Origin of the sequence: Microbulbifer halophilus (assembly GCF_026183675.1) — a bacterium.
Taxonomy (GTDB): Bacteria; Pseudomonadota; Gammaproteobacteria; order Pseudomonadales; family Cellvibrionaceae; genus Microbulbifer; species Microbulbifer halophilus.
On the sequence record NZ_JAPIVK010000045.1, the window covers coordinates 1 to 22,727 of the forward strand.

Consider the following 22,727-nt stretch of genomic DNA (forward strand, 5'->3'; position numbering starts at 1 on the left):
TAAGCACCCACACATATTGCTTGATCGACTTTTTAAACAACTCAGCTGGGCGCAAGGCCCTAACTGCGGGACGCGTATTCTACACATCCAAACTGCTTTAGCAAGTGCTTTCTGCAGCTTTTTTTGAGGCTCCCGGGCGGCTTAGCAAGCCTTTCCGGAACCTCGCGAAACCGTTGCCGGCTCCGCTTGAAGTGGCGCGCATTATAGCGGCCTCTCCGTTCCTGGCAAGCTCTTTTTCGAAGAACTTTGCCACCTCCGAAAACATCTCAAACTTGCCTTCCGGAGGGAGCGATTCCGTTGCCGGCTTCGCTCAAGGTGGCGCGCATTATAACGGCCTTCTTTTTCCCCGCAAGCATTTTCGCAACCAATTTTGAGCGCTGCTTTCGGGGACGATTGCGGAGCGATTCTTCGCGTCCAGCAATCCGGCCCGGCGCCGCCGGGCCAAAAAAAACACCCTCTCGAAAGAGGGTGTTTTTTCAGATGGCGGTGAGGGAGGGATTCGAACCCTCGATACCTTGCGGTATACACCCTTAGCAGGGGCGCGCCTTCAGCCACTCGGCCACCTCACCGTTTTTCTTTTCCGTCAGCGGTTGGCCGTTGCCGGTGACCGCTGAAAGAGGACGGCATCATACCAACGGCAAAGCAAAAATCAATGGGGAATCAATAACTTTTTGACGCTTGGCGGTCCGACGGTCGGCTATCCGCGGCTCTTTGAATACTTCTCGCTCAGCCCGAATCAGGAGGCCGGGAAAACCGCCGGCTGTCAGCCCGGCGGCGCCCCGGCCTCCAATAAAAAAGGCCGGGCATACCGGCCTTTTTCCCGGAGTGGCAGCGACGGTTATTCGTCGCCGCCCTCCTCGTCGGGGGAATGTTTTTCGCGCTGGATGCGCTGGTAGATTTCCTCGCGGTGCACCGCTACCTCTTTGGGCGCATTGACACCGATGCGCACCTGGTTGCCTTTCACACCCAGTACAGTAACGGTTACATTGTCACCTACCATCAGCGTTTCGCCAATCCGGCGGGTTAAAATCAACATTACCTACTTCTCCTTGATCATCCTGTGATAGACGCAGCGGGATGCTCCCTTAAGCTGCGCTTGTAGTCATCATAACCGGACGGCGGCGCAAAAAGTCGAATATTGTCCATCACACTATTCAGTATTGACCAGCAGATCGAAATCTCAACAGGTCGGACTCCACGCCAAGTGACCGAATCGCTATGGAAAACTCCTGGTCGCCTTCAATCTGGTTATAGTTTCGGTGCGCCGAAGCCCACCGTTCAACTGGCTGCCCGGGGCTCGGAGAGCTCGAATTCACTGTGCAGTGCGCGCACTGCCAGCTCCAGGTAGCGCTCATCGATGATCACCGAGATCTTGATCTCAGAGGTGGTGATCATCTGAATATTGATATTGTCTCCACCCAGGCAACTGAACATCCGGCTGGCGACATTGGCATGGGAGCGCATGCCCACACCGACAATGGATACCTTGGCGATCTTGTCGTCGGAAATCACTTCCTTGGCGCCCAGTTCCTCTGCCACCCGCTCCAGTACTTCGCGCGCCTTGGCCAGATCGTTGCGGTGCACAGTAAAGGTGAAATCCGTAGTGCCGTCTACCGCACTGATGTTCTGCACGATCACATCCACTTCGATGTTTTCGGCACCGACTGGCGCGAGAATCCGGCAGGCCACGCCGGGGGTATCCGGTACACCGCGGATGGTCAGCTTGGCTTCATCCCGGTTGAAAGCGATGCCGGAAACGACGGGCTCTTCCATTTCGTCATCCTCGTCCAGACTGATCAGTGTGCCCCCTCCCTCTTCGAAGGTTGAAAGCACGCGCAGGGGTACCTTGTACTTGCCGGCAAATTCCACCGCGCGGATCTGCAGCACTTTGGAGCCCAGGCTGGCCATTTCCAGCATCTCCTCGAAGGTGATGCGATCCAGCCGCCGGGCGCTGTCGACCACGCGCGGATCCGTGGTATAGACACCGTCCACATCGGTGTATATCTGGCACTCGGTGGCATCCAGCGACGCCGCCAGGGCAACGCCGGTAGTATCCGAGCCGCCGCGACCGAGGGTGGTGATATTGCCCTCGTCGTCCACCCCCTGGAAGCCCGCCACCACGACCACGCACCCGGCATCCAGGTCGCGGCGCATCCGCTCCACATCGATGCGCTGAATGCGCGCCTTGGTGTGCGCATTGTCGGTGAGAATTTTCACCTGGCCACCGGTGTAGGAACAGGCGTCATAGCCACGCTTTTTCAGCGCCATGCTGAGCAGGGCGATGGTGACCTGCTCGCCGGTGGACACCAGCACGTCCATTTCCCGCGGATCGGGCTTGTCCTGTATCTGCTGGGCGAGATCAATCAGGCGGTTGGTCTCGCCACTCATCGCGGACAACACCACCACCATGTCGTGCCCCTGGGCGCGGGAAGCCGCTACCTTGTCGGCCACGGCCTCGATGCGCTCGATGGAGCCCACCGAAGTGCCGCCGTATTTCTGCACGAACAAACTCATTGATCAGCGTTTCCTTACTGCTCGCCCTTTTCAGGGGCTGCCCTGTCGCGCACCCGTACCAGTTCGCGCGAGTCGCGCACTAAATCACCAAACTTCGGTGAAATCAACTTGCCGTCAGTTATCTGCCACCAAATTGGCCCAAATTAACCAGTGCTCTGCCGTGGCCCCAAGTGAAGTGGCCGGGGCAGCGCCCGACCACCGGTTACGGGCCACTAGCCGTCAACCTGCCCCTCGACCCAAGCCGGGACCTCTTTCAGCATAGTGGGCAGGGCTTCCACATCGGTACCACCACCCTGGGCCATATCCGGGCGGCCACCGCCCTTGCCGCCGAGCTTGCCGGCGGCGAAGCGCATCAGGTCCCCAGCGGCCACGCGGTCGGTGAGATCCCTGGTCACTGCCGCCACCAGCGCCACCTTGCTGTCCGCCGGCGCCGCCAGCAGTACCACGCCACTACCCAGTTTGTTCTTCATCTGGTCGGCGAGGTTCCGCAGGGATTTGGGATCGGCGCCGTCGATGGATACCGCCAGCACTTTCATGCCGGCCACTTCCACCGCCTGGCTGGAAAGGTCGCCGCCGGCGCCGCTGGCCAGTTTGGTCTTCAGCTGCGTCACTTCCTTCTCCAGCTTGCGGTTGCTGGCCAACAGCTGCTCGACCTTGTCCGCCAGGGTATCCGGGCGGGTCTTGAGCAGCGCCGCCGTGTGCTCGAGGCGCTGCTGCGCTTGATCGAATAGCGCCAGCGCGTGGGCGCCGGTCACCGCCTCGATGCGGCGCTGGCCGGAGGCGATACCGCTCTCGCCGACAATGCGCAGCAGGCCGATATCGCCCGTGCGCTGCACGTGGGTGCCGCCGCAGAGTTCGATCGAGAAGGGAGTGCCGCCGTCCATTTCTCCCATGGAGAGGACGCGCACCGTGTCGCCGTATTTCTCGCCGAACAGCGCCATGGCGCCCTTCTTCCTGGCGGTTTCAATATCTGTCTCTTCAATCTGCACCGGGGTGTTGGCGCGGATCTGCGCGTTCACCAGCGCCTCGATCCCGTGCAACTGCTTGGTTGTGACCGCTTCCGGATGGGAAAAGTCGAAGCGCAGGCGCTCGGAGTCCACCAGCGAGCCCTTCTGGGTCACATGGTCTCCCAGCACCTTGCGCAGTGCCGCGTGCAGCAGGTGGGTCGCCGAGTGGTTGAGCGCGGTGGCCCGGCGCACCTCGGCGGAGACTTCCGCCTCCACCCTGTCGCCAACGGCGATGGCGCCGGAAAGCACCTTGCCGCTGTGCAGGTGGTGGCCGCCCTGTTTGGTGCAGTCGAGCACCTCGAAGCGTCCGGCGCCCGTGGCATCCAGATAGCCGCTGTCGCCCACCTGGCCGCCGGATTCGGCGTAAAACGGTGTGCGATCGAGCACGATCGCGCCCTCTTCGCCTTCGTCCAGGCGCTCTGCCCGCTCGCCGCCTTTGACGATAGCGACCACGGTGCCCTCCGATTCGGTGGACTCGTAGCCGAGGAATTCGGTCTCGTCCTCCAGATCCAGGGCCTCGGTATAGTCCTGCTTGAACTTGCCGGCGGCGCGGGCGCGTTCGCGCTGGGCTTCCATCTCTTTTTCGTAGCCGGCCATATCCAGGGCCAGGCCGCGCTCTCGGGCGATATCCTGGGTCAGGTCGGTGGGGAAGCCGTAGGTATCGTGCAGGGTGAATACCAGCTTACCGGGAATTTCCGTGCCCTCGAGGGAGTTCAGGGCGTCGTCCAGCAGTGCCATGCCCTTGTCCAGGGTCTTGGCGAACTGCTCCTCTTCCTTGCGCAGGGCCTTTTCGATGATCTGCTGCTTATCGCGCAGCTCCGGGTAGGCGTCGCCCATCTGTTCCGCCAGTGCTGCCACCAGCTTGTGGAAGAAGATCTCCTTGTGGCCCAGCTTGTGGCCGTGGCGCACGGCGCGGCGAATGATGCGGCGCAGCACGAAACCGCGGCCCTCGTTGGACGGCATGACGCCGTCGGCGATCAAGAAGGCGCAAGAGCGGATATGGTCCGCGATCACGCGCAGGGATTTCTCTTCCAGGTCATCGCAGCCGACGATCTCGCCGGCGGCTTTCAACAGCGCCTGGAACAGGTCGATCTCGTAGTTGGAATGCACGCCCTGCATCACCGCGGCGATGCGCTCCAGGCCCATGCCGGTATCCACCGAGGGTTTCGGCAGCGGGTGCAGCTCGCCGTCGGCAGTGCGCTCATACTGCATGAAGACCAGGTTCCAGATCTCGATATAGCGGTCCAGGTCGTCGTCGTCGGAGCCGGGCGGGCCACCGGGCACGTCCTCGCCGTGGTCGTAGAAGATTTCGGAACAGGGACCGCAGGGGCCGGTATCGCCCATCTGCCAGAAATTGTCCTCATCCAGGCGGGAGAAGCGGTCCGGGCTGATGCCCATTTCCTTCAGCCAGATATCCGCGGCTTCGTCGTCGCTGATATGCACGGTGACCCAGAGGCGCTCTTCCGGCAGCCCCAGTACGTCGGTCAGGAAGGTCCAGGCAAACTGGATCGCCTCGCGCTTGAAGTAGTCGCCGAAGCTGAAGTTGCCCAGCATCTCGAAGAAGGTATGGTGGCGGGCAGTGTAGCCGACGTTTTCCAGGTCGTTGTGCTTGCCGCCGGCGCGCACACAGCGCTGGGAGCTGACCGCGCGGTTGTAGGGGCGCGACTCCTGGCCGAGGAAGGTTTCCTTGAACTGCACCATGCCCGCGTTGGTGAACAGCAATGTGGGGTCGTTGCCGGGCACCAGGGAACTGGAGGGCACGATGGTATGCCCCTGCCCGGCAAAGTAATTCAGAAAGGCGTCGCGAATTTCTGCGCTCTTCATCCAGCGTAATTCCACTTCGTTGGTTAAAGTTTGTATTGGCTCAGGTTTCAACTGTAGGAGCCTGCTGGCAGGCGAACAGCCGGAGCCTTCGCTGCAGCGGGCTCCTACAGGGAAAATCCGGGCTAGTCCGGCACTGCATCTGCCAACCCCTGCTCCGGCATCTCCTTCTCCGCCAACAGGTGAATGTGCAGGTGAAAGACGGTCTGGCCCGCGCTGCGGCCGTTATTGACCACCAGCCGATAGCCGTCCAGCCCGAGTTTGCGCCCCAGTTCCGACGCCACCCACATCAGGTGGCCGAGCAGCGGCTTGTCCCCGGCGCCGGCATCGGACAGGTTGACCAGCGGCTTGCGCGGAATGATCAGCAGGTGGGTGGGGGCCTGGGGAGAGCGGTCCCTGATGACGATGCACTGATCGTCCTCGTAGACTTTCGGCGCATCTATCTCCCCGGCAATGATACGGCTGAAGACGCTGGGCTCAGGCATGGGTCACTTTTCCAGCTTTTCATCCGTGGTCAGTTGGCGCGCCTCGGATTCCAGCATCACCGGAATGCCATCGCGCACCGGGTAGGCCAGACCGCTGGCCTTGCAGACCAGCTCCTGCTGCTCCTCGCGATACTCGAGCGGCGCCTTGCTCACCGGGCATACCAGCAGACTCAGCAGTTTCTTGTCCATGTTCCACCCTCTCCGAACCCACCGCGGGTCAAAAATGACCGCGTATGGTACAACGGTTGGGCGGCTATTTCACGGCATCCCGTCGGCGCACGTCCGCTTCAGCCGGAAGCCGCGGCATCGGGCAGGGGCAACAGCGAGCGGAGATGTTGCAACAGGAGGTCGATCGCCTGCGGCCCCTCTTCCACCTCGTTGAACAGCTCGTGGTAGGCGGCTGGGAAGGAGTGCAATACCTTGACCTCGCTGCCGATTTGCCCGAACCAGCGGCGCGCGGTGGCACTGTCCACCAGCCGGTCCGTCTCCGGGAGCAACAACAGGCAGGGTTCGGCAATCCGCTCCAGGCGCGGGTAGAGGAATTCCCGCTCGCGCAGGAAGGCGGCAAACCAGCCGGCGGATACCCGCCCGTGCACCAGGTCGTCCGCCCGGTAGGCCTCGACCACCGCCGGGTCGCGGCTCAGCCAGCGCGGGTCGATGCGGTTGGGCAGCGTCAGGCGCGGGGCAATCCGGGCCAGGTGGCGAAGCAGCCAGCGCTCCCCGCGCCCCGGCTCCCGACCGCCGCGGAATGCCGGCGCCGACAGGATCAGGCTGTCGGCGCCGCCGTAGCGCACCTCGCAGCCGCAGGCGATAACGCCGCCCATGCTGTGCCCCAGCAGGTGGACGGCTTTGCCGGGATTGTCCCGCTTCACCAGCCGGGTAAAGTTGTGGAGATCCTCGCTGTAGAGGGCGAAATCGTCGATATGGCCGCGCACGCCGTCGGACTGGCCGTGACCGAAGTGGTCCAGCGCATAGACACTGAAGCCGACCCGATTGAAATACCGGGCCAGTTGCCGGTAGCGGCCGCTGTGTTCGCCCAGGCCGTGGGAGATCACCAGGACGCCGACCGCCCCCTCTACCCACCAGCGCCGATAGTGGATGCAGTTACCGCGGGATACGAATTCCATTTTTCTCTCCTCGTCGTCGTTATTCTTGTTTTCCCCGCCGGGCCGCAGGGTGCGCCGCGCGCACCGGCTGGTAAGTGCACCGTAGGTATCGGTGCGCGCGGCACACCCTACGCTCGAGTGTCTATTCGCGCTCGAGCCCTCCACTGTACTCGCCGCGCATTGCCAGATGATTAAGCCTCGCGCGTTTCAGCAACGCTTCCTGCGCCGCGGCGCTGTTTTCCTCCCTGCCCGCCCAAGCCTTCAGGGCCGGCTCCTGCAGGGCGCGGCCGTAGGAGAAGCTGAGCTGCCAGGGGGCGTGCCAGAGCTGGTTGAGCGCATTCAGGTTGGCGCTGGCCTCCTCCGGCCCCTGTCCGCCGGAGAGGAAGTTGATACTCGGCACCGCCGCCGGCACGGTGCGGCGCAGGCTGCGCACAGTGTGCTCGGCCACCTGCTCCGGCGGCGCCCCGCCAGCGGGACGGGAGACGCACTCTTTGCCCGGTGTCACCATGCTCGGTTTCAGGATCATCAGTTCCAGGACCACGCCGTGCCGGTGCAGGGCGTGAAATACCTCGTGCCAGACCTGCTCGTTCACCTCGGCACAGCGCTGGATATCGTGGTCGCCGTCCATCAACACCTCCGGCTCCACGATCGGCACCACACCGCGGGACTGGCAGACGGCCGCGTAGCGGGCCAGCATTTCCGCATTGGCGGTCAGCCCCAGTCGGGTGGGATTGTGGGGGGAGACGGGATAGACCTCGCGCCATTTGGCGAATCGGGCGCCCTGTTCCCGATAACTGTCGAGCCGTTCGGCGAGGCCGTCCAGGCCGTAGGTGATCATATCGCCGGGGGCGCCGGCCAGCGGCCCCTTGCCCTTGTCGACCTTGATACCGGGAACGATTTTCGCGCCCGCAGCCAGCTCCGGTAGGGGCCTGCCGGCGCCGTCCGACTGGCCGAGGGTCTCCTCGAATAGAATGACGCCACAGATGTAGTCGCCCAGCCCTTCCGTCGACAACAGCATCGAGCGATAGAAACGGCGGTGCTCCTCGGTGGGGTCCACCCCGACTGCGTCGAATCGTTTGGCGATGGTGCCGATACTCTCGTCGGCGGCCAGAATACCGCGGCGGCCGTCCACCAGATCGCCGATGGTGGCCTGCAATTCTTCGGTTACGGACATGTTTTTCACCTCCCTGCCTTGAGGATAGGCCGCCCGCTGCCGTCCGCGCAGTCAGAAAGCGCGACAGGCCGCCACTGCCCGCCGCCAGCCTGCCACCAGCTCGCCGCGCCGGGCGTCGTCCATCCGCGGCACAAAATCCCGCTCTATCTCCCGCAGGCAGCGCGGCAGCTCGCCGGGACGCCAGATACCGGCACCGATACCGGCCAGCAGCGCCGCGCCCACGGCGGTGGATTCGATCTGCCGCGGCCGCTCCACCCGCACCCGGGAGAGGTCCGCCTGGAACTGCATCAGGAAATTGTTGGCGCTGGCGCCGCCATCGGCGCGGATATGGCTGATTCCCACCTCCAGCGCCTGCCCCATCAGCCGGGCCAGCTCGTCGCTCTGGTAGGCGATGGATTCCAGCGTCGCCCGCACCAGTTCCGCCTTGCCGGTGCCGCGGCTGAGCCCGCAGATGGTGCCGCGCGCGTTCGGGTCCCAGTGGGGTGCGCCCAGGCCGCTGAAGGCCGGCACCAGGTAGACGCCGCCGGTGTCCGCGACCCGGTGGGCGATGGTTTCCGTCTCCGCCGCCTCCCGGATCAGCCCCAGCTCGTCGCGCAGCCACTGCACCGCGGAACCGGCGTTGAATACCGCCCCCTCCAGCGCGTAGACCGGCGCGCCGTCGGCGCCGCAGGCGATGGTGGTGAGCAGGCCCCGCGGCGCCTCGGGGCGCTCTTCGCCGGCACAGGCAAGCATAAAACAGCCGGTACCGTAGGTATTCTTGACATGGCCGGGCCCGGTACAGCCCTGGCCGAACAGCGCCGCCTGCTGATCCCCGGCGACGCCGCAGATGCTGATTTCGGCGCCGAGAAAGACGTCTGGGTCGGTATTGGCGAAGTGGCCGGCCGACGGCCGGATTTCCGGCAGTATCGACTCCGGGCAGCCGAACAGCGCCAGCAACTCCGGATCCCAGCCGCACTCCTCCAGGTTGTACAGCAGGGTGCGGCTGGCGTTGGTGTGGTCGGTGAGGTGCGCGCGGCCGCCGCTCATCTTCCAGATCAGCCAGCTATCGACAGTGCCGAAGCAGAGTTCACCGGCCTCGGCGCGGCGCAGCAGCTCCGGCTGCTGGCGGAAAATCCACTGCAGTTTGCTGGCGGAGAAATAGGCGTCCAGCACCAGGCCGGTCTTTTCCAGCAGCCAGTCGGCCCTGCCGGCCCGCTCCAGTTCCCTGCAGAGTTCCGCCGATCGGCGGCACTGCCAGACGATGGCCGGGCACACGGGTTCGCCGGTCTGGCGGTCCCAGAGCACCGTAGTTTCGCGCTGGTTGGTGATACCGATGGCGCTCAGTTCGGAAGCATCGGCGCCGGCCCGCTCCAGCGCTGCGGCACAAACCCGCAGCGTCACATCCCAGATTTCACTGGCGTTGTGCTCGACCCAGCCGGGACGGGGATAGTACTGGGGAAATTCGGAATAGCTGCGGCCGCGGAGTTCGCCGCGGCTATCGAAGACGAAGGCGGTGGTACCGGTGGTGCCCTGGTCGATAGACAGAATCATTGGGGATTTCCGTTCTTATACTCTGCTGCGGTGAGGCTGCCTTTGGCAAGCCTGCGGCCCGCGTGCCGAGCTGGAGCCCTCAGCGCCGCTGAAGAAAGCTCGGCACTTCCAGACTAGTCAGAGTATAAGTCGGATTCTTCCGCGTCCAGCGCCCAGTGGATGGCATCGGCGGGGAATCCGCGGTAGGCGAGATAGCGCTGCCGGCGGGCGCGCTCCTTGAGTTGCTGCTCACGCGACAGCGCGGCGCTGACAGGGGTGCGGAATTTGCGCTGCAGCTGTTCGGCGGCGAGGGCGAACCAGTCCGCCTCAGCCTGCTCCAGCGCGTTCTCGATCAGGTCGTCGTCCACGCCGCGCTGCTGCAGCTCGCGGCGGATGCGCAGCGGTCCCTGGCCGCGCTGGACCCGGGAGCGGGCGAAGACTTCGGCGAAGCGGCCGTCGGACTGGTAGTTGAGTTCGCGCAGGCGCTCGAACAGCGCCTCGAAATCGGCATCGGGGAATTTGCCGGCGAGTTTCTCCCGCAATTCCCTGCGGGAGTGTTCGCGGCGCGCCAGTAGCTCGAGCGCTGCGCCGAACAGCGCCCGGGCCTCATCCTGGCAGTTGTCCTCGGGCACAGACACTTACTCTTCCGGGATTTCCGCGGCTTCTTGCTCTTCCGGCTTCTCCGGCACCAGGTCGCCCAGCAACTGCGCGCGCAGCTCTCCCTCGATCTCCTGACAGATGTCCGGGTTTTCCTTCAGGAACTTGACCGCGTTGGCCTTGCCCTGGCCGATCTTGTCGCCCTTGTAGCTGTACCAGGCGCCGGCCTTGTCCACCAGGCCCAGCTTGACACCGTAATCGATCACCTCGCCCAGGCGGTTGATGCCCTGGCCGTACATGATCTGGAACTCGGTCTGCTTGAACGGCGGCGCCACCTTGTTCTTGACCACCTTCACGCGGGTCTCGTTGCCCACCACTTCGTCGCCCTCTTTCACCGAGCCGATGCGGCGGATATCCAGGCGCACGGAGGAGTAGAACTTGAGCGCGTTGCCGCCGGTGGTGGTCTCCGGGGAGCCGAACATCACGCCGATCTTCATGCGGATCTGGTTGATGAAGACGCACAGGGTACCGGTGTTCTTGATATTGCCGGTGAGCTTGCGCAGCGCCTGGGACATCAGGCGCGCCTGCAGGCCTACGTGGGAATCGCCCATCTCGCCCTCGATCTCGGCGCGCGGGGTCAGGGCCGCTACCGAGTCGACTACCAGCGCGTCCACGGCGCCGGAACGCACCAGCATATCGGCCACTTCCAGCGCCTGCTCGCCGGTATCCGGCTGGGAGACGATCAGTTCGTCGACATTCACGCCCAGCTTCTCGGCGTAGTCCGGATCCAGGGCGTGCTCGGCGTCGACGAAGGCGCAGGTACCGCCGGCGCGCTGGGCCTCGGCGATCACCTGCAGGGTGAGGGTGGTTTTACCGGAGGATTCCGGGCCATAGATCTCGACGATACGGCCGCGGGGCAGGCCGCCGACGCCCAGCGCCACATCCAGGCCCAGGGAACCGGTGGAAACCGCCGGGACCTTCACACGCTCTTTGTCCCCCATGCGCATGACGGTACCCTTGCCGAACTGGCGCTCGATCTGTGACAGCGCCGCCTCCAGCGCCTTGTCTTTGTTGGAATCCATGGCCCTTCCCGTGTGTTGAGTAGTGTGAATTGGGGGCAAGCTTAACGAAGGATTACTGTATAAGCAACCAGTAATCCTGGGTGCGCGGAGCTCCAGCTCCGCTTGCGGTCCGCAGGACCGCCCTGACGCCCGTCTGGAGCATCTCTACTCCGGATGCGCCCGCACCAGCTCCAGCATCCCCTGCAGCGCCGCGGCCACCGCTCCGGCCTGTACCGCCGCGCGATCGCCGTTGAACTGGAAACAGCGGGCGTCGATCTCCATCGGCTCCTGCCCGGCGGCATCCGCCCAGGCAATCCAGACGGTACCCACCGGCTTCTCCTCAGTGCCCCCCTCCGGACCGGCGATACCGCTGACCGCCACCGCCACATTGGCGTCCATCAGCGCGAGCGCGCCGCTGGCCATCTGCCGCGCCACCTGCTCGCTCACCGCGCCAAAGGACTCCAGGTCCTCCTTCGACACCCCGAGCAGCTCCCGCTTGATCCGGTTGGCGTAACTCACCAGTGCCCCCTCGAACCAGTCGGAGGAGCCGGAGACAGAGGTGATCGCCGCGGCGACGCCGCCGCCGGTACAGGATTCCGCTGTGGTGGCGCGCCAGTTGCGCTTGTGCAGTTCTTCGCCGAGCGCCTGCGCCAGCCGTCCAATCTCGGTCCCTTCAGTCATCTGCTGTTACCACTCTCCAATGCACTCGAAACAAAGGGACCTTATCACCGTTCTTTTCACTGCCAAACAGTGAGAGGTAAGCCGACTCCAGACGCCGCCCCTTACCGCAGTCCAGTCCCCACCTGCAAGGCGCTCTCGTGTCCCACCCCTATTCCGGCTCGCGCCCCGGCAACCGGATATAGCCACCACCCGACATTTCTTATACTGTAAAAACATCTATGGTTGCATGTATTAACCGCCAGAATGTGCCGAGTGTGCAAATATCAAGCGAGGGCGCGGCCAGCGGTGGGCGGTAACATTCTGCATTCCGGGGAAACCCCGGAAACCTATACAAAAACATAGAGTTAAGCCAAATATTAAGCGGCCTGATAAAATACCCGGGCCAGTACCAGCGGGAGTAACACATGTCCACAGATGTCGTCGATGCGGAAGTATCGCCAACCGGGCAGCTCGACATCCTGTCCAAATACGAAATCCACAAACTCACCGACGACAGCCGCGGTCCCCAATACGAACTTTTCCGCAACTGCTCACTAGCCGTTCTCAACTGCGGCAACTACATGGACGACGGCAAGGAGCTGCTGGAAAAATATGCCGATTTTGATATCTCGGTTATCCCCACGGAGCGCGGCGTCAAGCTCAAGGTAAGCAACGCACCCGCGAGCGCCTTCGTGGATGGCAAGATGATCCGAGGTATCGCCGAGCATCTCTTTTCGGTGCTGCGGGATATCATCTACGTCAACAGCGAAATCACCGACGATCCCCGCTACAACCTGGTTTCCGCACAGGGCGTCACCGATGCCGTATTTCATATCCTGCGCAATGCCGACACTTTCGACCGTACCCGCTCACCGCGGCTGGTCGTCTGCTGGGGCGGACACTCCATTTCGCGCGAGGAATACGACTACACCAAGGAGGTGGGCTACGAGCTCGCCCTGCGGCACCTGGATGTCTGCACCGGCTGCGGGCCGGGAGCGATGAAAGGCCCCATGAAAGGCGCCACCATCGGCCACGCCAAGCAGCGCGACCGGAAAGGCCAGTATCTCGGCGTGACCGAGCCGGGCATCATCGCGGCGGAATCGCCCAACCCGATCGTCAACCAGCTCGTAATCATGCCGGACATCGAAAAGCGCCTGGAGGCCTTTGTGCGCACCGGCCACGGCATCGTGGTATTTCCCGGCGGCGCGGGTACCGCCGAGGAAATCCTCTACCTGCTGGGCATACTCCTGCACGAGGAAAACCGGCATCAGCCTTTCCCCCTGATCTTTACCGGCCCGGCCGGCTCGGCAGACTATTTCATCCGCATCGACCAGTTTATTGCCAACACCCTGGGAGAGGCGGCCAGGTCGCGCTACCAGATCATTATCGACGACCCGCCAGAGGTTGCGCGACAAATGGCGGCCGGCATCCAGAAGGTACGGGAACACCGCAAGGAAACCGGCGATGCCTACTACTTCAACTGGCAGCTGAAGGTCTCGACCGAATTCCAGCGCCCGTTCTTGCCCACCCACGAGCAGATGCGCCGCCTCGAGCTACACACCAACCAGGCGCCCTACCTGCTCGCCGCCAACCTGCGCCGCGCGTTTTCGGGGATTGTTTCCGGCAATGTAAAAGACAGGGGCATCCGAAACGTGGAGAAGAATGGCCCCTACGAACTGCGCGGCGACCCGGCCCTGATGCGCAGTATGGATACCCTGCTGAATTCCTTCGTCAAGCAGCAGAGGATGAAACTGCCCGGCAAGGAATATGTTCCCTGTTATCGGATCAGTGAGGGGTGATATTCGGCCACGCCGAGTGGTTATTTGGAGTTCTTCGTAAGTCAGTGTGAAGGCTCCGGCTCACGATTTACCCTCGTCTATCGAGGGTTCTCGTCATACCGGCGAAAGCCGGAATCCAGGTGCCCCCGAACTGGATACCGGCCTTCGCCGGTATGACGAGCCAATAAAAAGTATATTCTTTGGCCTGAATCCGTGATCCAAGGGTGCGTGCAGAGCGTCAAGGGCTGCGCTCGGCGCTGTCATGAAGTCACCGGTCCACGATTCATCCTCGTCTATCGAGGGTTCCCGTCATTCCAGCGAAGGCCGGAATCCAGGTGCCCATGACCCCAACCCGTGATCCAGCCCCGCCAGACCCAACTGATCAGAATTTCACCCAAAGCATGCCTCTGCTTGTTTTTTATTCGACGGCCGAAGACCGCGTCCCCCGAACCAAAGATTCGGGCTTTCAGAGCACGGCACGGATTCCCGACCCGAGCCCGAACCGACCCGGTTTAATCACCAGCCCGACCCGCTACAATAGGCCCCCCTTTCCACCCAGAAACCCGACAAAGAAGAAGTAACCTCTCCATGCCGCAAACCGCGACGACCTCCAGCTCCAAGACCAGCACCCAGCACACCCCCATGATGGTGCAGTACCTCAAGATCAAGGCCCAGCACCCCCAGGAGCTGGTGTTCTACCGCATGGGCGACTTCTACGAGCTGTTCTACGACGACGCCAAGCGCGCGGCGGAGCTGCTGGACGTGACCCTGACCGCCCGCGGCAAGTCCGGCGGCGAGCCGATTCCGATGGCGGGTATCCCCTACCACTCCGCCGAGGGCTACCTGGCGCGGCTGATCAAGCAGGGGGTGTCCGTGGCCATCTGCGAGCAGATCGGCGATCCGGCCCTGGCCAAGGGGCCGGTGGAGCGCAAGGTGGTGCGCATCGTCACGCCGGGCACCGTCACCGACGAAGCGCTGCTGAACGACCGCCGCGACAACCTGCTGGCGGCGGTGGCCCATATTGCCGACAAGGGGGGCGACAAGTTCGGCTTGGCGCTGCTGGACCTGGCCACCGGCCGCTTTGTGGTGCAGGAGGTGGACACCCTGGAGGCGCTGGCGGAGCAGGTGCAGCGCCACCGGCCGGCGGAGCTGCTGGCGGCGGAGGACCTGGGCCTGCCGGCGGAGATCGAAAACCTCCCCGGCCTGCGTCGCCGCGCACCCTGGGAGTTCGAGCTGGAATCGGCGCTGCGGCTGCTGAACCGCCAGTTCGGCACCCTGGACCTGGAGGCCTTCGGCTGCAGCCACCTGCACGCCGCCGTCACCGCCGCGGGCTGCCTGCTGCAGTACGCCCGCGATACCCAGCGCACCGAACTGCCGCATATCCGCAGCCTGCAGACCGAAACCACCGACGACACCGTCGCCCTCGACGGCGCCAGCCGCCGCAACCTGGAGATCGACCTGAACCTGTCCGGCGGCGACGACAATACCCTGCTGTCGGTCTTCGATACCTGCAAAACCGCCATGGGCAGCCGCCTGCTGCGCCGCTGGCTCAACAATCCCCTGCGCCAGCTGACCACACTGCAGAACCGCCAGGACGCGGTCGCCGCGCTGGTGGACGGCTACCGCTTCGAGCCGCTGCGCGACAGCCTCAAGCCGGTGGGCGATATGGAACGCATCCTCGGCCGCCTGGCGCTGCGCTCGGCGCGCCCGCGGGACCTGGCGCGGCTGGGCCAGTCGCTGGCGCAGTTTCCGGAGATCCGGCGTCAACTGGCGGAGACCGATGCCGTACTGTTGCAGGAGCTATCCCGCGAGATCGGCCAGTGGCCCGAGACCGTCGATCTGCTGGACCGGGCCCTGGTGGAAAACCCGCCGGTGGTGATCCGCGATGGCGGCGTCATCGCCACCGGTTACGACAGCGAACTGGACGAGCTGCGCTCCATCAGCGAGAACGCCGGCGACTACCTGGTACAGCTCGAAGTTCGGGAAAAGGAACGCACCGGCATCCCCACATTGAAGGTGGGCTACAACCGCGTACACGGCTACTTTATCGAGATCAGCCGCGGCCAGAGCGACAAGGCGCCGGCGGACTATATCCGCCGCCAGACCCTGAAAAACGCCGAGCGCTTCATCACGCCGGAACTGAAAGAGTTCGAGGACAAGGCGCTGTCCGCCAAGAGCCGCGCCCTGACCCGCGAAAAGGCGCTGTACGAGGAGCTGATCACCCAGCTGAACGAATCCCTGGCGGAGCTGCAGACCGCCGCGGCCGCGGTGTCGCAACTGGACGTGCTGGCCTGCCTGACCGAGCGCGCCGACAACCTGCGCCTGTGCCGCCCGCAACTCGACACCGAACCGGGCCTGGAGATCGAGGCCGGTCGCCACCCGGTGGTGGAGCAGGTGCTGGACGATCCCTTCGTCGCCAACGATATCAGCCTGCGCGACGACCGCCGCATGCTGGTGATCACCGGCCCCAATATGGGCGGTAAATCCACCTATATGCGCCAGACCGCGCTGATCGCCCTGCTCGCCCATGTGGGCAGCTTCGTGCCGGCAGACGCCGCGCGCATCGGCCTGCTGGATCGCATCTTCACCCGCATCGGTAGCGCCGACGACCTGGCCGGCGGCCGCTCCACCTTCATGGTGGAGATGACCGAGACCGCCAATATCCTGCGCAACGCCAGCGAGCACAGCCTGGTGCTGATGGACGAGATAGGCCGCGGCACCAGCACCTACGACGGCCTCTCACTGGCCTGGGCCTGCGCCCACTACCTGGCGGACAATGTGCGCGCTTTCACCCTGTTCGCCACCCACTACTTCGAGCTGACCGAATTGCCGCAGCAGTGCCCGGAGGCGGCCAATATCCACCTGGACGCCACCGAGCACGGCGAGGGTATCGTCTTCCTGCACCGTATCCAGGAGGGGCCGGCATCGAAGAGTTACGGCCTGCAGGTGGCCGAGCTGGCGGGGATTCCCGGGGATGTGCTGGTGGAGGCGCAGCAGCGGCTGGAGGCATTGGAAAGTAACGGGACCCGGGAAACCGCAATCGCGCCGCGGGAAGTGCCCGCACCACAGCCGCAAGCTGCACCGCAGGCGCCGGGTTCACCACAGCAAGTGGACCTGTTCGGCGCCCCCGGCCACCCGGCCGTGGACGCGCTGGAGGAGCTGGACCCGGACGAGCTGACGCCACGACAGGCGCTGGAGCGGCTGTACGAACTGCGCAAGCTGCTCTAGCCGCCCTCTCCCCGGTCCAAACCAGTCCCCTCTCCCACCGGGAGAGGGTTAGGGAGGGCAACAGAATTTGCTTGCCGGGCAGATCCGCCCCTCTCCCCCGACCCCTCTCCCGGTGGGAGAGGGGAGCTTTGCGGATAGCGCCGGGGCCTGGCTGCAAAACCTCCTGCCGCCCCAAACCAGTCCCCTCTCCTCCGGGAGAGGGGGAGGGGGAGCGCGAAGCGCGCCTGCGGCCCGCGTGCGGAGCTGGGGCTCCGCGCTCCCGGGTTATAACCACCCAACCAATCGAACTCAAAACCCACTACAATTCGCGCCAGTAATTGCTAAAATCCGCCCCTTTGAAGATTCTGGGTATTACCGAGGGACACGCATGACATTCGTAATTGGGGAAAACTGCATCAAGTGCAAACACACCGACTGTGTGGAAGTCTGCCCGGTGGACTGTTTTTACGAGGGCCCCAACTTCCTGGTGATCCACCCCGACGAGTGCATCGACTGCGCCCTCTGCGAACCGGAATGCCCCGTCGACGCCATCTTCTCCGAGGACGAGGTGCCCGAGGACCAGCAGGAGTTCATCGAGCTGAATGCGGAGTTGTCGGAGGTCTGGCCGAATATCACCGAGAAGAAAGACCCGCTGCCGGACGCCGAGGAGTGGGATGGCAAACCGGACAAGCTGGAGCTTCTGGAGCGCTGAGCGCCAGCCCTCTGTGCGGGAAAGCCGCCTGCGAAAGGCGGCTTTTTTGTTGGCAGACAACCCGCTTCCACTGAAACCTTTACCCCACAAGATCCAGCCGATGAAATCCCTCCGCGTGCTCCTGCGCCAGACCATGGCCGTCGCCCTGCTCAGCCTGCCCCTAGAAAGCTTCGCCGGCGACGACCGCCGCATCGCCCTGACCCTGGATGACAAGCCGCCATCCGGCACGCCGGGGGAACTGCTGGACGAGCTGGAACGGCTTCGGATAAAGGCCACCCTGCTGCCGGCGCGCAGCGAACTGGCAGAGTCCCCAGCCGCCATCGACGCCGACGGAGTCGACGGCAGTCGCGCCGGCCGGGTGGAACTGGCCCGGCCGACAGCGCGCAGGGAGATCGACGGCGCGGCGAAAATATTGCGGCAACTCGCCCATCGCGACCCGCTCGCGCTGCACCCACCCTATGCCCAGATTCCCCGTCTACAGCAACGGGATCCAGGGGGCGATGACACATTCCCGGCCCACTGGCAGCAGCCGCCGGAAGCCGATTCCGGCCTGGACGACCCGCAGGAAATCGCGGACTATATCGCCGACAACGCCTTCCCCGGCGCCGTCGTACTGATGCACCCGATGCGGGGGCAGCGGGACCAGGTGCTGAAAACCCTGCCGCTGATCAGCGAGAAACTGCGCGGCAGGGGCTACGATTTCGCGACCCTGTCGGAAGTCATCGGCGACCGCCGCAAGCGGGAAAGCGAGGCAATGGAGACCTGACGCATAGCGGCACGCAAGGGGCCGTGAACCCCATCCTCCCGCCAAAGCCGCGCCACTACTCCCGGCGGCTCCGCACCCCGATGGGCAGGTCCCTGTCCCGGTGCGGTTCCATACCCAGCATTTCCACTACATGGATAAAGCCCAGTACCATCTCCATGATCCCCAGGGTCTCCACAATCTCCCTGTCCCCCGCTCCCAGCTGCTGGGCCTTGGCGATCAACCGCTCGCCGTGATCGTGGGGGGCACTGGCGCCGTGGCGGGCCAGGTTGAACAGCGCCCGCTCGCCGTCTGAGAAGTGGACATTGTCGGGGTCGGTGCGCACCACCATCACCTCCTCCCGCGGCATTCCCATACTCTCCAGCGTCATGCTGTAGTGATAGATGCCGTAATCGCAGTTATTCGCCGCACAGATCGCCAGCGCCATGCTCTCCTTGAGCTGTGCGGACAGGCAGCCGTGCATCATCAGCGCCTCAACCTTGTTCCAGTTGGCTTCCATCAGCGCCGGGTGATGGGCATAGACGCGAAACAGGCTGGGCACTGCGCCTATCAGGCTCTCAATCCTGGAGATGGTTGCCTGTACCTGCTCGTCTTCGGGGTGTTCTACCAGGGAAATTCGGGTCATGAGATACCTTCAACTCACCTTTTCGGCCTATCGATGTGCATGGATCATCCGCCGGACACTGTATATAATCCCAGCATGCGAAAGATCATCCACTGCGATTGCGACTGCTTCTACGCCTCGGTAGAAATGCGCGACGACCCCAACCTGCGCGGCCGGCCACTGGCAGTGGGTGGCGCCAGCGACAGGCGCGGTGTGATTTCCACCTGCAACTACGAGGCGCGCAGCTACGGCGTCCGCTCCGCCATGCCCACCGCCCAGGCAAAAAAACTCTGCCCTGATCTGATTGTAGTACCCGGTAACATGAAAAAATATCGGGAGATCAGCGCTCAGATCCGGGATATCTTCCTGGTATACAGCGATACCATAGAACCGCTCTCCCTCGATGAAGCCTTTCTCGATGTGAGCGACAGCGGCCACTGCCGCGGCAGCGCCACCCTGATCGCCGGAGAGATACGCCGGCGCGTGTATCGGGAACTCGGCATCACCATCTCCGCCGGGGTCGCCCCCAACAAGTTCCTGGCCAAGATTGCCAGTGACTGGAAAAAGCCAGACGGTCTCACCGTGGTGGCGCCCGGGGCCGTGGACCAGTTCGTGCTGCGGCTGCCGGTGACGAAGATTCACGGTGTGGGCCGGGTCACGGCGGAGAAGATGCAACGCCGGGGCATCCGCACCTGCGCGGACCTGCGCAACTATTCCCGCATTGAGCTCACACAGGATTACGGCAAGTTCGGCCAGCGACTCTACGAGCTCTGCCGCGGTATCGACGAGCGGCCCGTGAACGGTGACGGCTCCCGCAAGAGTGTCAGCGTGGAACACACCTTCAGCGAGGACCTGGCCAGCCTGGAGGAGTGGCAGGAGCAACTGACCGAGCTCTATATGCGCCTGCTGGAGCGACTCGACAGGCTCGACGATCGCTACCGCATCAGCGGCGTGGTGGTAAAGCTGAAATACCGCGACTTCACCACCAGCACCCAGGAGCGCAGCAGCCACTCGAGCCGCATCTCGGCGTTCAAGCAGCTGTTGGAACAATGCTGGAAGCGGCGCCCCGAGCCCATCCGCCTGCTGGGTGTGGGGGTCAAAGTCAAGGATTTACGCGCCGAACTGGGCCCGGAACAATTGCCGCTGCCACTGCCCGCGAGCGGCCGTCTCTCGGCCTGACAGCCCGCCCCGTGGAGTACCGATCGGCACCTGCCGGTCAGCAAATCTGGCGTACCCCCGCACTCACCCGCCGGGGCCGTTCGGCCGGGCCAACTATACTCCCCAGACCCACAGCGGAGAGCTGAATGATGAAAAGAGTGGCGCTCGTCGGGTGGTTCCTCAACTATGCCGGAAAGCTGGAACACCCGCAGTTATTCAAGTGGATCTGCGCCATTTTCCTGGTCAACCTGTTTATTCCGGACCCGATTCCGTTCGTGGATGAGCTGCTGCTGGGACTGGCAACCCTGTATCTGGGGAACCAGAAAAAGGACCGGCAACGGGAGACTCCCACGGAGAAACCCGCCGGTCGCGGCAAGGGTGAGGACAGGCCGAAAGACCGTAAATAATTGCTCGCCTACAAGCCGCTCGAGCAGTCACCAATGGACGCACGGAGGCGTGAAAGCTTGTTCCATAAAGATTTTCAGCACCTGGGCGACGAGGCGCTGCTGGAGTACTACCACGCAACGCGCAATCTCGAAGCCTTCCGCCAGTTGTACGTGCGTTACAAGGACTGCCTTTACCGCTATTGCACCCAGATGAATTTCGCTGGCGCCGGCGCGATTCTGGAGGAACTCTGGAGCGGCCTGCTGGAGCGGCCGCCGGAACTGCGCGGCCGCCTGCTGCGCACCTGGCTGTTTATCCGCACCGACCGCCTGCTGCGCAACTACGCCGGCAGCGACCCGAATACGCCGCGGGAAATTCCCGCAGCGGACAACCCCCTGCTCAAGGGGTTGCAGCAACTGCCGCGCATCGAGCGCAATATCCTGCTGCTGCATCTCGAGTGCCAACTGCCACTGGCGACAGTCGCGGATATCGAAAAGCTGTCCCTGAAAAAGTGCCGCGAACACTTTCAACGCGGCCGGGAGAGGCTGGAGGAAATCTTGCACGGACCGAAAAGGCAACCCTGGCGTATTGAAGAGGTGAGCGTATGAATGTTTGGGAGCGCCAATATCGGGATGCGGCCGCGGAGATCACTTCGCCCGGGGCCCTGGACGAAAAGATCCTGAAGCGGGCCCGCCAGTTCAAACCGATCAAGCGGGACAACAACCGTGTGTTGTCCGGGATCGCCAGTGGCTGTGCGGCACTCGCCGTGGTTGTGCTATTAATCCACCCGGCGCAGTACCTCGGCGCCCTGACACCCGGCCAGCATTCAACCGGCAGCGCAGGGCAGGCGCCCCTGAACGACTGGCAGAGCCACCGGTCCGGGTCGGTTGCCGCGGCCGATCCCTGGTTCGCCCTGCGCAGCGAAGTGAAGGCCGGCAACTACCTGGCACTCTGCCAGCACTGGCGACGCCAACAGCGTGGCAAAGCCAGTGAACAACTGCCGCGCGACCTGGAAAACCAGGCGCGGGAGCATTGCCGGCTGCTGCAGACCCGCTGAGCTCAGGGAACTTCCACCTGCAGGGTGTGCCGTGCGCCCCCTACTCCAGTGTCAGGATCACCTTGCCCCGCGCGCGGCGTTCGGTAATCGCCGCAAACGCCTGCACGAAATCCTCGAAGGGATAGACTTCCGTGGTGAGCGGTTCCAGTTCGCCCTTTTCCACCATCTGCAACAGCTCGGCGAAATTCTGCAGGTTGGCCTTCGGGTCGCGCTGCGCCCAACTGCCCCAGAAAATGCCCATGATATCCCCCGCCTTCAACAGCGGCAGGTTCATCGGCAGTTTGGGAATATCCCCGGAAGCGAAACCGATCACCAGATAGCGCCCACACCAGACGATGGAGCGGTAGGCTGCTTCGGTAAAGTCGCCACCGACGGGATCGTAAATCACGTCGGCGCCCTTGCCGTCGGTCAGCTCCTTGATCCGCTCCTTGAGATCTTCCTGCGAGTAGTTGATCAACTCGTCCGCCCCCACTTCCCGACAGAAGTCCAGCTTCTCCGCCGAGGAAGCGCAGGCGATCACCCGCGCCCCCATCGCCTTGCCGAGCTGTATGGCGGTCACGCCGACGCCGCCGGCCGCGCCCAGCACCACCAGGGTTTCCCCCTCGCGCAGTGCGGCCCGCTGTTTGAGCGCGTAGTAGGAGGTGGCGTAGGTAATACAGAAACCCGCAGCCTGCTCAAAACTGAGCGCTTGCGGCATGGGCACCAGCAGCTTCTGGTCCACATTCACCTGCTCGGCAAAGGCCGAGGTGCCGGGCATGGCGATCACCCGGTCACCCACCTTGAAGCCTTTCACCTCCTCGCCGACAGCGCTGATCACACCGGCGCACTCGCCGCCGGGTACAAACGGCAGCGGCGGCTTGACCTGGTATTTGCCGGCGATGATCAGGGAGTCGGGGAAATTGATACCGGCCGCGCGGACGTCGATCCGCACTTCGCCGGGTTTCAGTGCCGGCAGCTCCCGCTCGATGATTTTCAGCGATTCCGCCGGCCCGTATTCCTCGCAGACGAGTGCGCGCATTTTCTGCTCCCGTAAAAGAATGATTATTCCACAACTCAAGTTTTGGAGTTCGAGGTGCTTGCAAGTGGCACAAGCTGGAGCGAGGTGCACCTCGCTCCAGCTCCCGGAACTG

21 protein-coding genes and 1 tRNA gene are annotated in these 22,727 nt (G+C 63.7%); 8 read left to right on the forward strand and 14 right to left on the reverse strand.

The window, feature by feature from the left end; translation table 11 throughout:
• Positions 1 to 481 precede the first annotated feature (481 nt).
• The 12 genes from OQE62_RS17225 to OQE62_RS17280 form a co-directional block, all read right to left on the reverse strand.
• Positions 482 to 569, reverse strand: a tRNA-Ser gene (locus OQE62_RS17225).
• A 269-nt stretch (positions 570 to 838) separates the two neighbouring features.
• A complete protein-coding gene (csrA, locus tag OQE62_RS17230; protein WP_265723285.1) occupies positions 839 to 1,036 on the reverse strand; it encodes a carbon storage regulator CsrA in 198 nt (65 codons plus the stop codon).
• Between the two features lie 242 nt (positions 1,037 to 1,278).
• On the reverse strand, positions 1,279 to 2,514 hold the full coding sequence (locus OQE62_RS17235) for an aspartate kinase (protein WP_265723286.1): 1,236 nt from the start codon (positions 2,512 to 2,514) through the stop codon (positions 1,279 to 1,281).
• Positions 2,515 to 2,726: 212 nt separating this feature from the next.
• Positions 2,727 to 5,345, reverse strand: coding sequence for an alanine--tRNA ligase (alaS, locus tag OQE62_RS17240; protein WP_265723287.1), 2,619 nt, complete (start codon positions 5,343 to 5,345; stop codon positions 2,727 to 2,729).
• A 122-nt stretch (positions 5,346 to 5,467) separates the two neighbouring features.
• Positions 5,468 to 5,827: a histidine triad nucleotide-binding protein gene (locus OQE62_RS17245; RefSeq protein WP_265723288.1), complete on the reverse strand. Its 360-nt coding sequence runs from the start codon at positions 5,825 to 5,827 to the stop codon at positions 5,468 to 5,470.
• 3 nt (positions 5,828 to 5,830) lie between these two features.
• On the reverse strand, positions 5,831 to 6,016 hold the full coding sequence (locus OQE62_RS17250) for a Trm112 family protein (RefSeq protein ID WP_265723289.1): 186 nt from the start codon (positions 6,014 to 6,016) through the stop codon (positions 5,831 to 5,833).
• A gap of 98 nt (positions 6,017 to 6,114) precedes the next feature.
• Complete coding sequence (locus OQE62_RS17255) at positions 6,115 to 6,954, reverse strand: alpha/beta hydrolase (RefSeq protein ID WP_265723290.1); 840 nt, start codon at positions 6,952 to 6,954, stop codon at positions 6,115 to 6,117.
• A 121-nt stretch (positions 6,955 to 7,075) separates the two neighbouring features.
• A complete protein-coding gene (locus OQE62_RS17260; RefSeq protein ID WP_265723291.1) occupies positions 7,076 to 8,107 on the reverse strand; it encodes a class I fructose-bisphosphate aldolase in 1,032 nt (343 codons plus the stop codon).
• 51 nt (positions 8,108 to 8,158) lie between these two features.
• Positions 8,159 to 9,637: a glycerol kinase GlpK gene (glpK, locus tag OQE62_RS17265; RefSeq protein WP_265723292.1), complete on the reverse strand. Its 1,479-nt coding sequence runs from the start codon at positions 9,635 to 9,637 to the stop codon at positions 8,159 to 8,161.
• 113 nt (positions 9,638 to 9,750) lie between these two features.
• Positions 9,751 to 10,254, reverse strand: coding sequence for a regulatory protein RecX (locus OQE62_RS17270; protein WP_265723293.1), 504 nt, complete (start codon positions 10,252 to 10,254; stop codon positions 9,751 to 9,753).
• A complete protein-coding gene (gene recA, locus OQE62_RS17275; RefSeq protein ID WP_265723294.1) occupies positions 10,255 to 11,295 on the reverse strand; it encodes a recombinase RecA in 1,041 nt (346 codons plus the stop codon). It abuts the gene before it with no gap.
• A 144-nt stretch (positions 11,296 to 11,439) separates the two neighbouring features.
• Positions 11,440 to 11,955 carry a CinA family protein gene (locus OQE62_RS17280; protein WP_265723295.1) on the reverse strand — a complete coding sequence of 172 codons (516 nt, stop codon included), beginning with the start codon at positions 11,953 to 11,955 and terminating at the stop codon, positions 11,440 to 11,442.
• A 404-nt stretch (positions 11,956 to 12,359) separates the two neighbouring features.
• Between OQE62_RS17280 and ppnN the strand changes: the two genes are divergently transcribed.
• The 4 genes from ppnN (at position 12,360) to OQE62_RS17300 (ending at position 18,397) form a co-directional block, all read left to right on the forward strand.
• Positions 12,360 to 13,733: a nucleotide 5'-monophosphate nucleosidase PpnN gene (gene ppnN / locus OQE62_RS17285; RefSeq protein ID WP_265723296.1), complete on the forward strand. Its 1,374-nt coding sequence runs from the start codon at positions 12,360 to 12,362 to the stop codon at positions 13,731 to 13,733.
• 567 nt (positions 13,734 to 14,300) lie between these two features.
• A complete protein-coding gene (gene mutS / locus OQE62_RS17290; protein ID WP_265723297.1) occupies positions 14,301 to 16,940 on the forward strand; it encodes a DNA mismatch repair protein MutS in 2,640 nt (879 codons plus the stop codon).
• Positions 16,941 to 17,307: 367 nt separating this feature from the next.
• Positions 17,308 to 17,631 (forward strand): ferredoxin FdxA, encoded by a 324-nt coding sequence (gene fdxA, locus OQE62_RS17295; protein WP_265723298.1) that lies wholly within the window; start codon positions 17,308 to 17,310, stop codon positions 17,629 to 17,631.
• A gap of 100 nt (positions 17,632 to 17,731) precedes the next feature.
• On the forward strand, positions 17,732 to 18,397 hold the full coding sequence (locus OQE62_RS17300; protein ID WP_265723299.1) for a polysaccharide deacetylase family protein: 666 nt from the start codon (positions 17,732 to 17,734) through the stop codon (positions 18,395 to 18,397).
• A gap of 55 nt (positions 18,398 to 18,452) precedes the next feature.
• Here the strand turns inward: OQE62_RS17300 and OQE62_RS17305 are convergent, their stop codons facing one another.
• On the reverse strand, positions 18,453 to 19,019 hold the full coding sequence (locus OQE62_RS17305; RefSeq protein ID WP_265723300.1) for a carboxymuconolactone decarboxylase family protein: 567 nt from the start codon (positions 19,017 to 19,019) through the stop codon (positions 18,453 to 18,455).
• Between the two features lie 75 nt (positions 19,020 to 19,094).
• On the opposite strand from OQE62_RS17305, the gene dinB reads away from it, so the two are divergent.
• From dinB to OQE62_RS17325, 4 genes are all read left to right on the forward strand, one after another.
• Positions 19,095 to 20,177, forward strand: a complete 1,083-nt coding sequence (dinB, locus tag OQE62_RS17310) for a DNA polymerase IV (RefSeq protein WP_265723301.1) — start codon at positions 19,095 to 19,097, stop codon at positions 20,175 to 20,177.
• A gap of 125 nt (positions 20,178 to 20,302) precedes the next feature.
• On the forward strand, positions 20,303 to 20,563 hold the full coding sequence (locus OQE62_RS17315; protein ID WP_265723302.1) for a DUF6116 family protein: 261 nt from the start codon (positions 20,303 to 20,305) through the stop codon (positions 20,561 to 20,563).
• A gap of 57 nt (positions 20,564 to 20,620) precedes the next feature.
• Positions 20,621 to 21,148 (forward strand): RNA polymerase sigma factor, encoded by a 528-nt coding sequence (locus OQE62_RS17320; protein WP_265723303.1) that lies wholly within the window; start codon positions 20,621 to 20,623, stop codon positions 21,146 to 21,148.
• Positions 21,145 to 21,597 (forward strand): hypothetical protein, encoded by a 453-nt coding sequence (locus OQE62_RS17325; RefSeq protein WP_265723304.1) that lies wholly within the window; start codon positions 21,145 to 21,147, stop codon positions 21,595 to 21,597. The genes OQE62_RS17320 and OQE62_RS17325 overlap by 4 nt, the downstream gene beginning before the upstream one ends.
• Positions 21,598 to 21,637: 40 nt before the next feature.
• Here OQE62_RS17325 and OQE62_RS17330 read toward each other — a convergent pair whose 3' ends face one another.
• Positions 21,638 to 22,615, reverse strand: a complete 978-nt coding sequence (locus tag OQE62_RS17330; RefSeq protein ID WP_265723305.1) for an NADPH:quinone oxidoreductase family protein — start codon at positions 22,613 to 22,615, stop codon at positions 21,638 to 21,640.
• Between the last annotated feature and the right edge of the window lie 112 nt (positions 22,616 to 22,727).

Bases quoted from the DNA above. Each gene is read 5' to 3' on its own strand.
- OQE62_RS17325 (WP_265723304.1), top strand. From the start codon at position 21,145: ATGAATGTTTGGGAGCGCCAATATCGGGATGCGGCCGCGGAGATCACT.
- OQE62_RS17305 (WP_265723300.1), bottom strand. From the start codon at position 19,019: ATGACCCGAATTTCCCTGGTAGAACACCCCGAAGACGAGCAGGTACAG.
- OQE62_RS17235 (WP_265723286.1), bottom strand. From the start codon at position 2,514: ATGAGTTTGTTCGTGCAGAAATACGGCGGCACTTCGGTGGGCTCCATC.
- OQE62_RS17245 (WP_265723288.1), bottom strand. From the start codon at position 5,827: ATGCCTGAGCCCAGCGTCTTCAGCCGTATCATTGCCGGGGAGATAGAT.
- fdxA (WP_265723298.1), top strand. From the start codon at position 17,308: ATGACATTCGTAATTGGGGAAAACTGCATCAAGTGCAAACACACCGAC.
- OQE62_RS17330 (WP_265723305.1), bottom strand. From the start codon at position 22,615: ATGCGCGCACTCGTCTGCGAGGAATACGGGCCGGCGGAATCGCTGAAA.
- recA (WP_265723294.1), bottom strand. From the start codon at position 11,295: ATGGATTCCAACAAAGACAAGGCGCTGGAGGCGGCGCTGTCACAGATC.
- mutS (WP_265723297.1), top strand. From the start codon at position 14,301: ATGCCGCAAACCGCGACGACCTCCAGCTCCAAGACCAGCACCCAGCAC.
- OQE62_RS17250 (WP_265723289.1), bottom strand. From the start codon at position 6,016: ATGGACAAGAAACTGCTGAGTCTGCTGGTATGCCCGGTGAGCAAGGCG.
- OQE62_RS17315 (WP_265723302.1), top strand. From the start codon at position 20,303: ATGATGAAAAGAGTGGCGCTCGTCGGGTGGTTCCTCAACTATGCCGGA.
- csrA (WP_265723285.1), bottom strand. From the start codon at position 1,036: ATGTTGATTTTAACCCGCCGGATTGGCGAAACGCTGATGGTAGGTGAC.
- OQE62_RS17255 (WP_265723290.1), bottom strand. From the start codon at position 6,954: ATGGAATTCGTATCCCGCGGTAACTGCATCCACTATCGGCGCTGGTGG.
- glpK (WP_265723292.1), bottom strand. From the start codon at position 9,637: ATGATTCTGTCTATCGACCAGGGCACCACCGGTACCACCGCCTTCGTC.
- OQE62_RS17300 (WP_265723299.1), top strand. From the start codon at position 17,732: ATGAAATCCCTCCGCGTGCTCCTGCGCCAGACCATGGCCGTCGCCCTG.
- OQE62_RS17260 (WP_265723291.1), bottom strand. From the start codon at position 8,107: ATGTCCGTAACCGAAGAATTGCAGGCCACCATCGGCGATCTGGTGGAC.
- alaS (WP_265723287.1), bottom strand. From the start codon at position 5,345: ATGAAGAGCGCAGAAATTCGCGACGCCTTTCTGAATTACTTTGCCGGG.
- ppnN (WP_265723296.1), top strand. From the start codon at position 12,360: ATGTCCACAGATGTCGTCGATGCGGAAGTATCGCCAACCGGGCAGCTC.
- dinB (WP_265723301.1), top strand. From the start codon at position 19,095: ATGCGAAAGATCATCCACTGCGATTGCGACTGCTTCTACGCCTCGGTA.
- OQE62_RS17280 (WP_265723295.1), bottom strand. From the start codon at position 11,955: ATGACTGAAGGGACCGAGATTGGACGGCTGGCGCAGGCGCTCGGCGAA.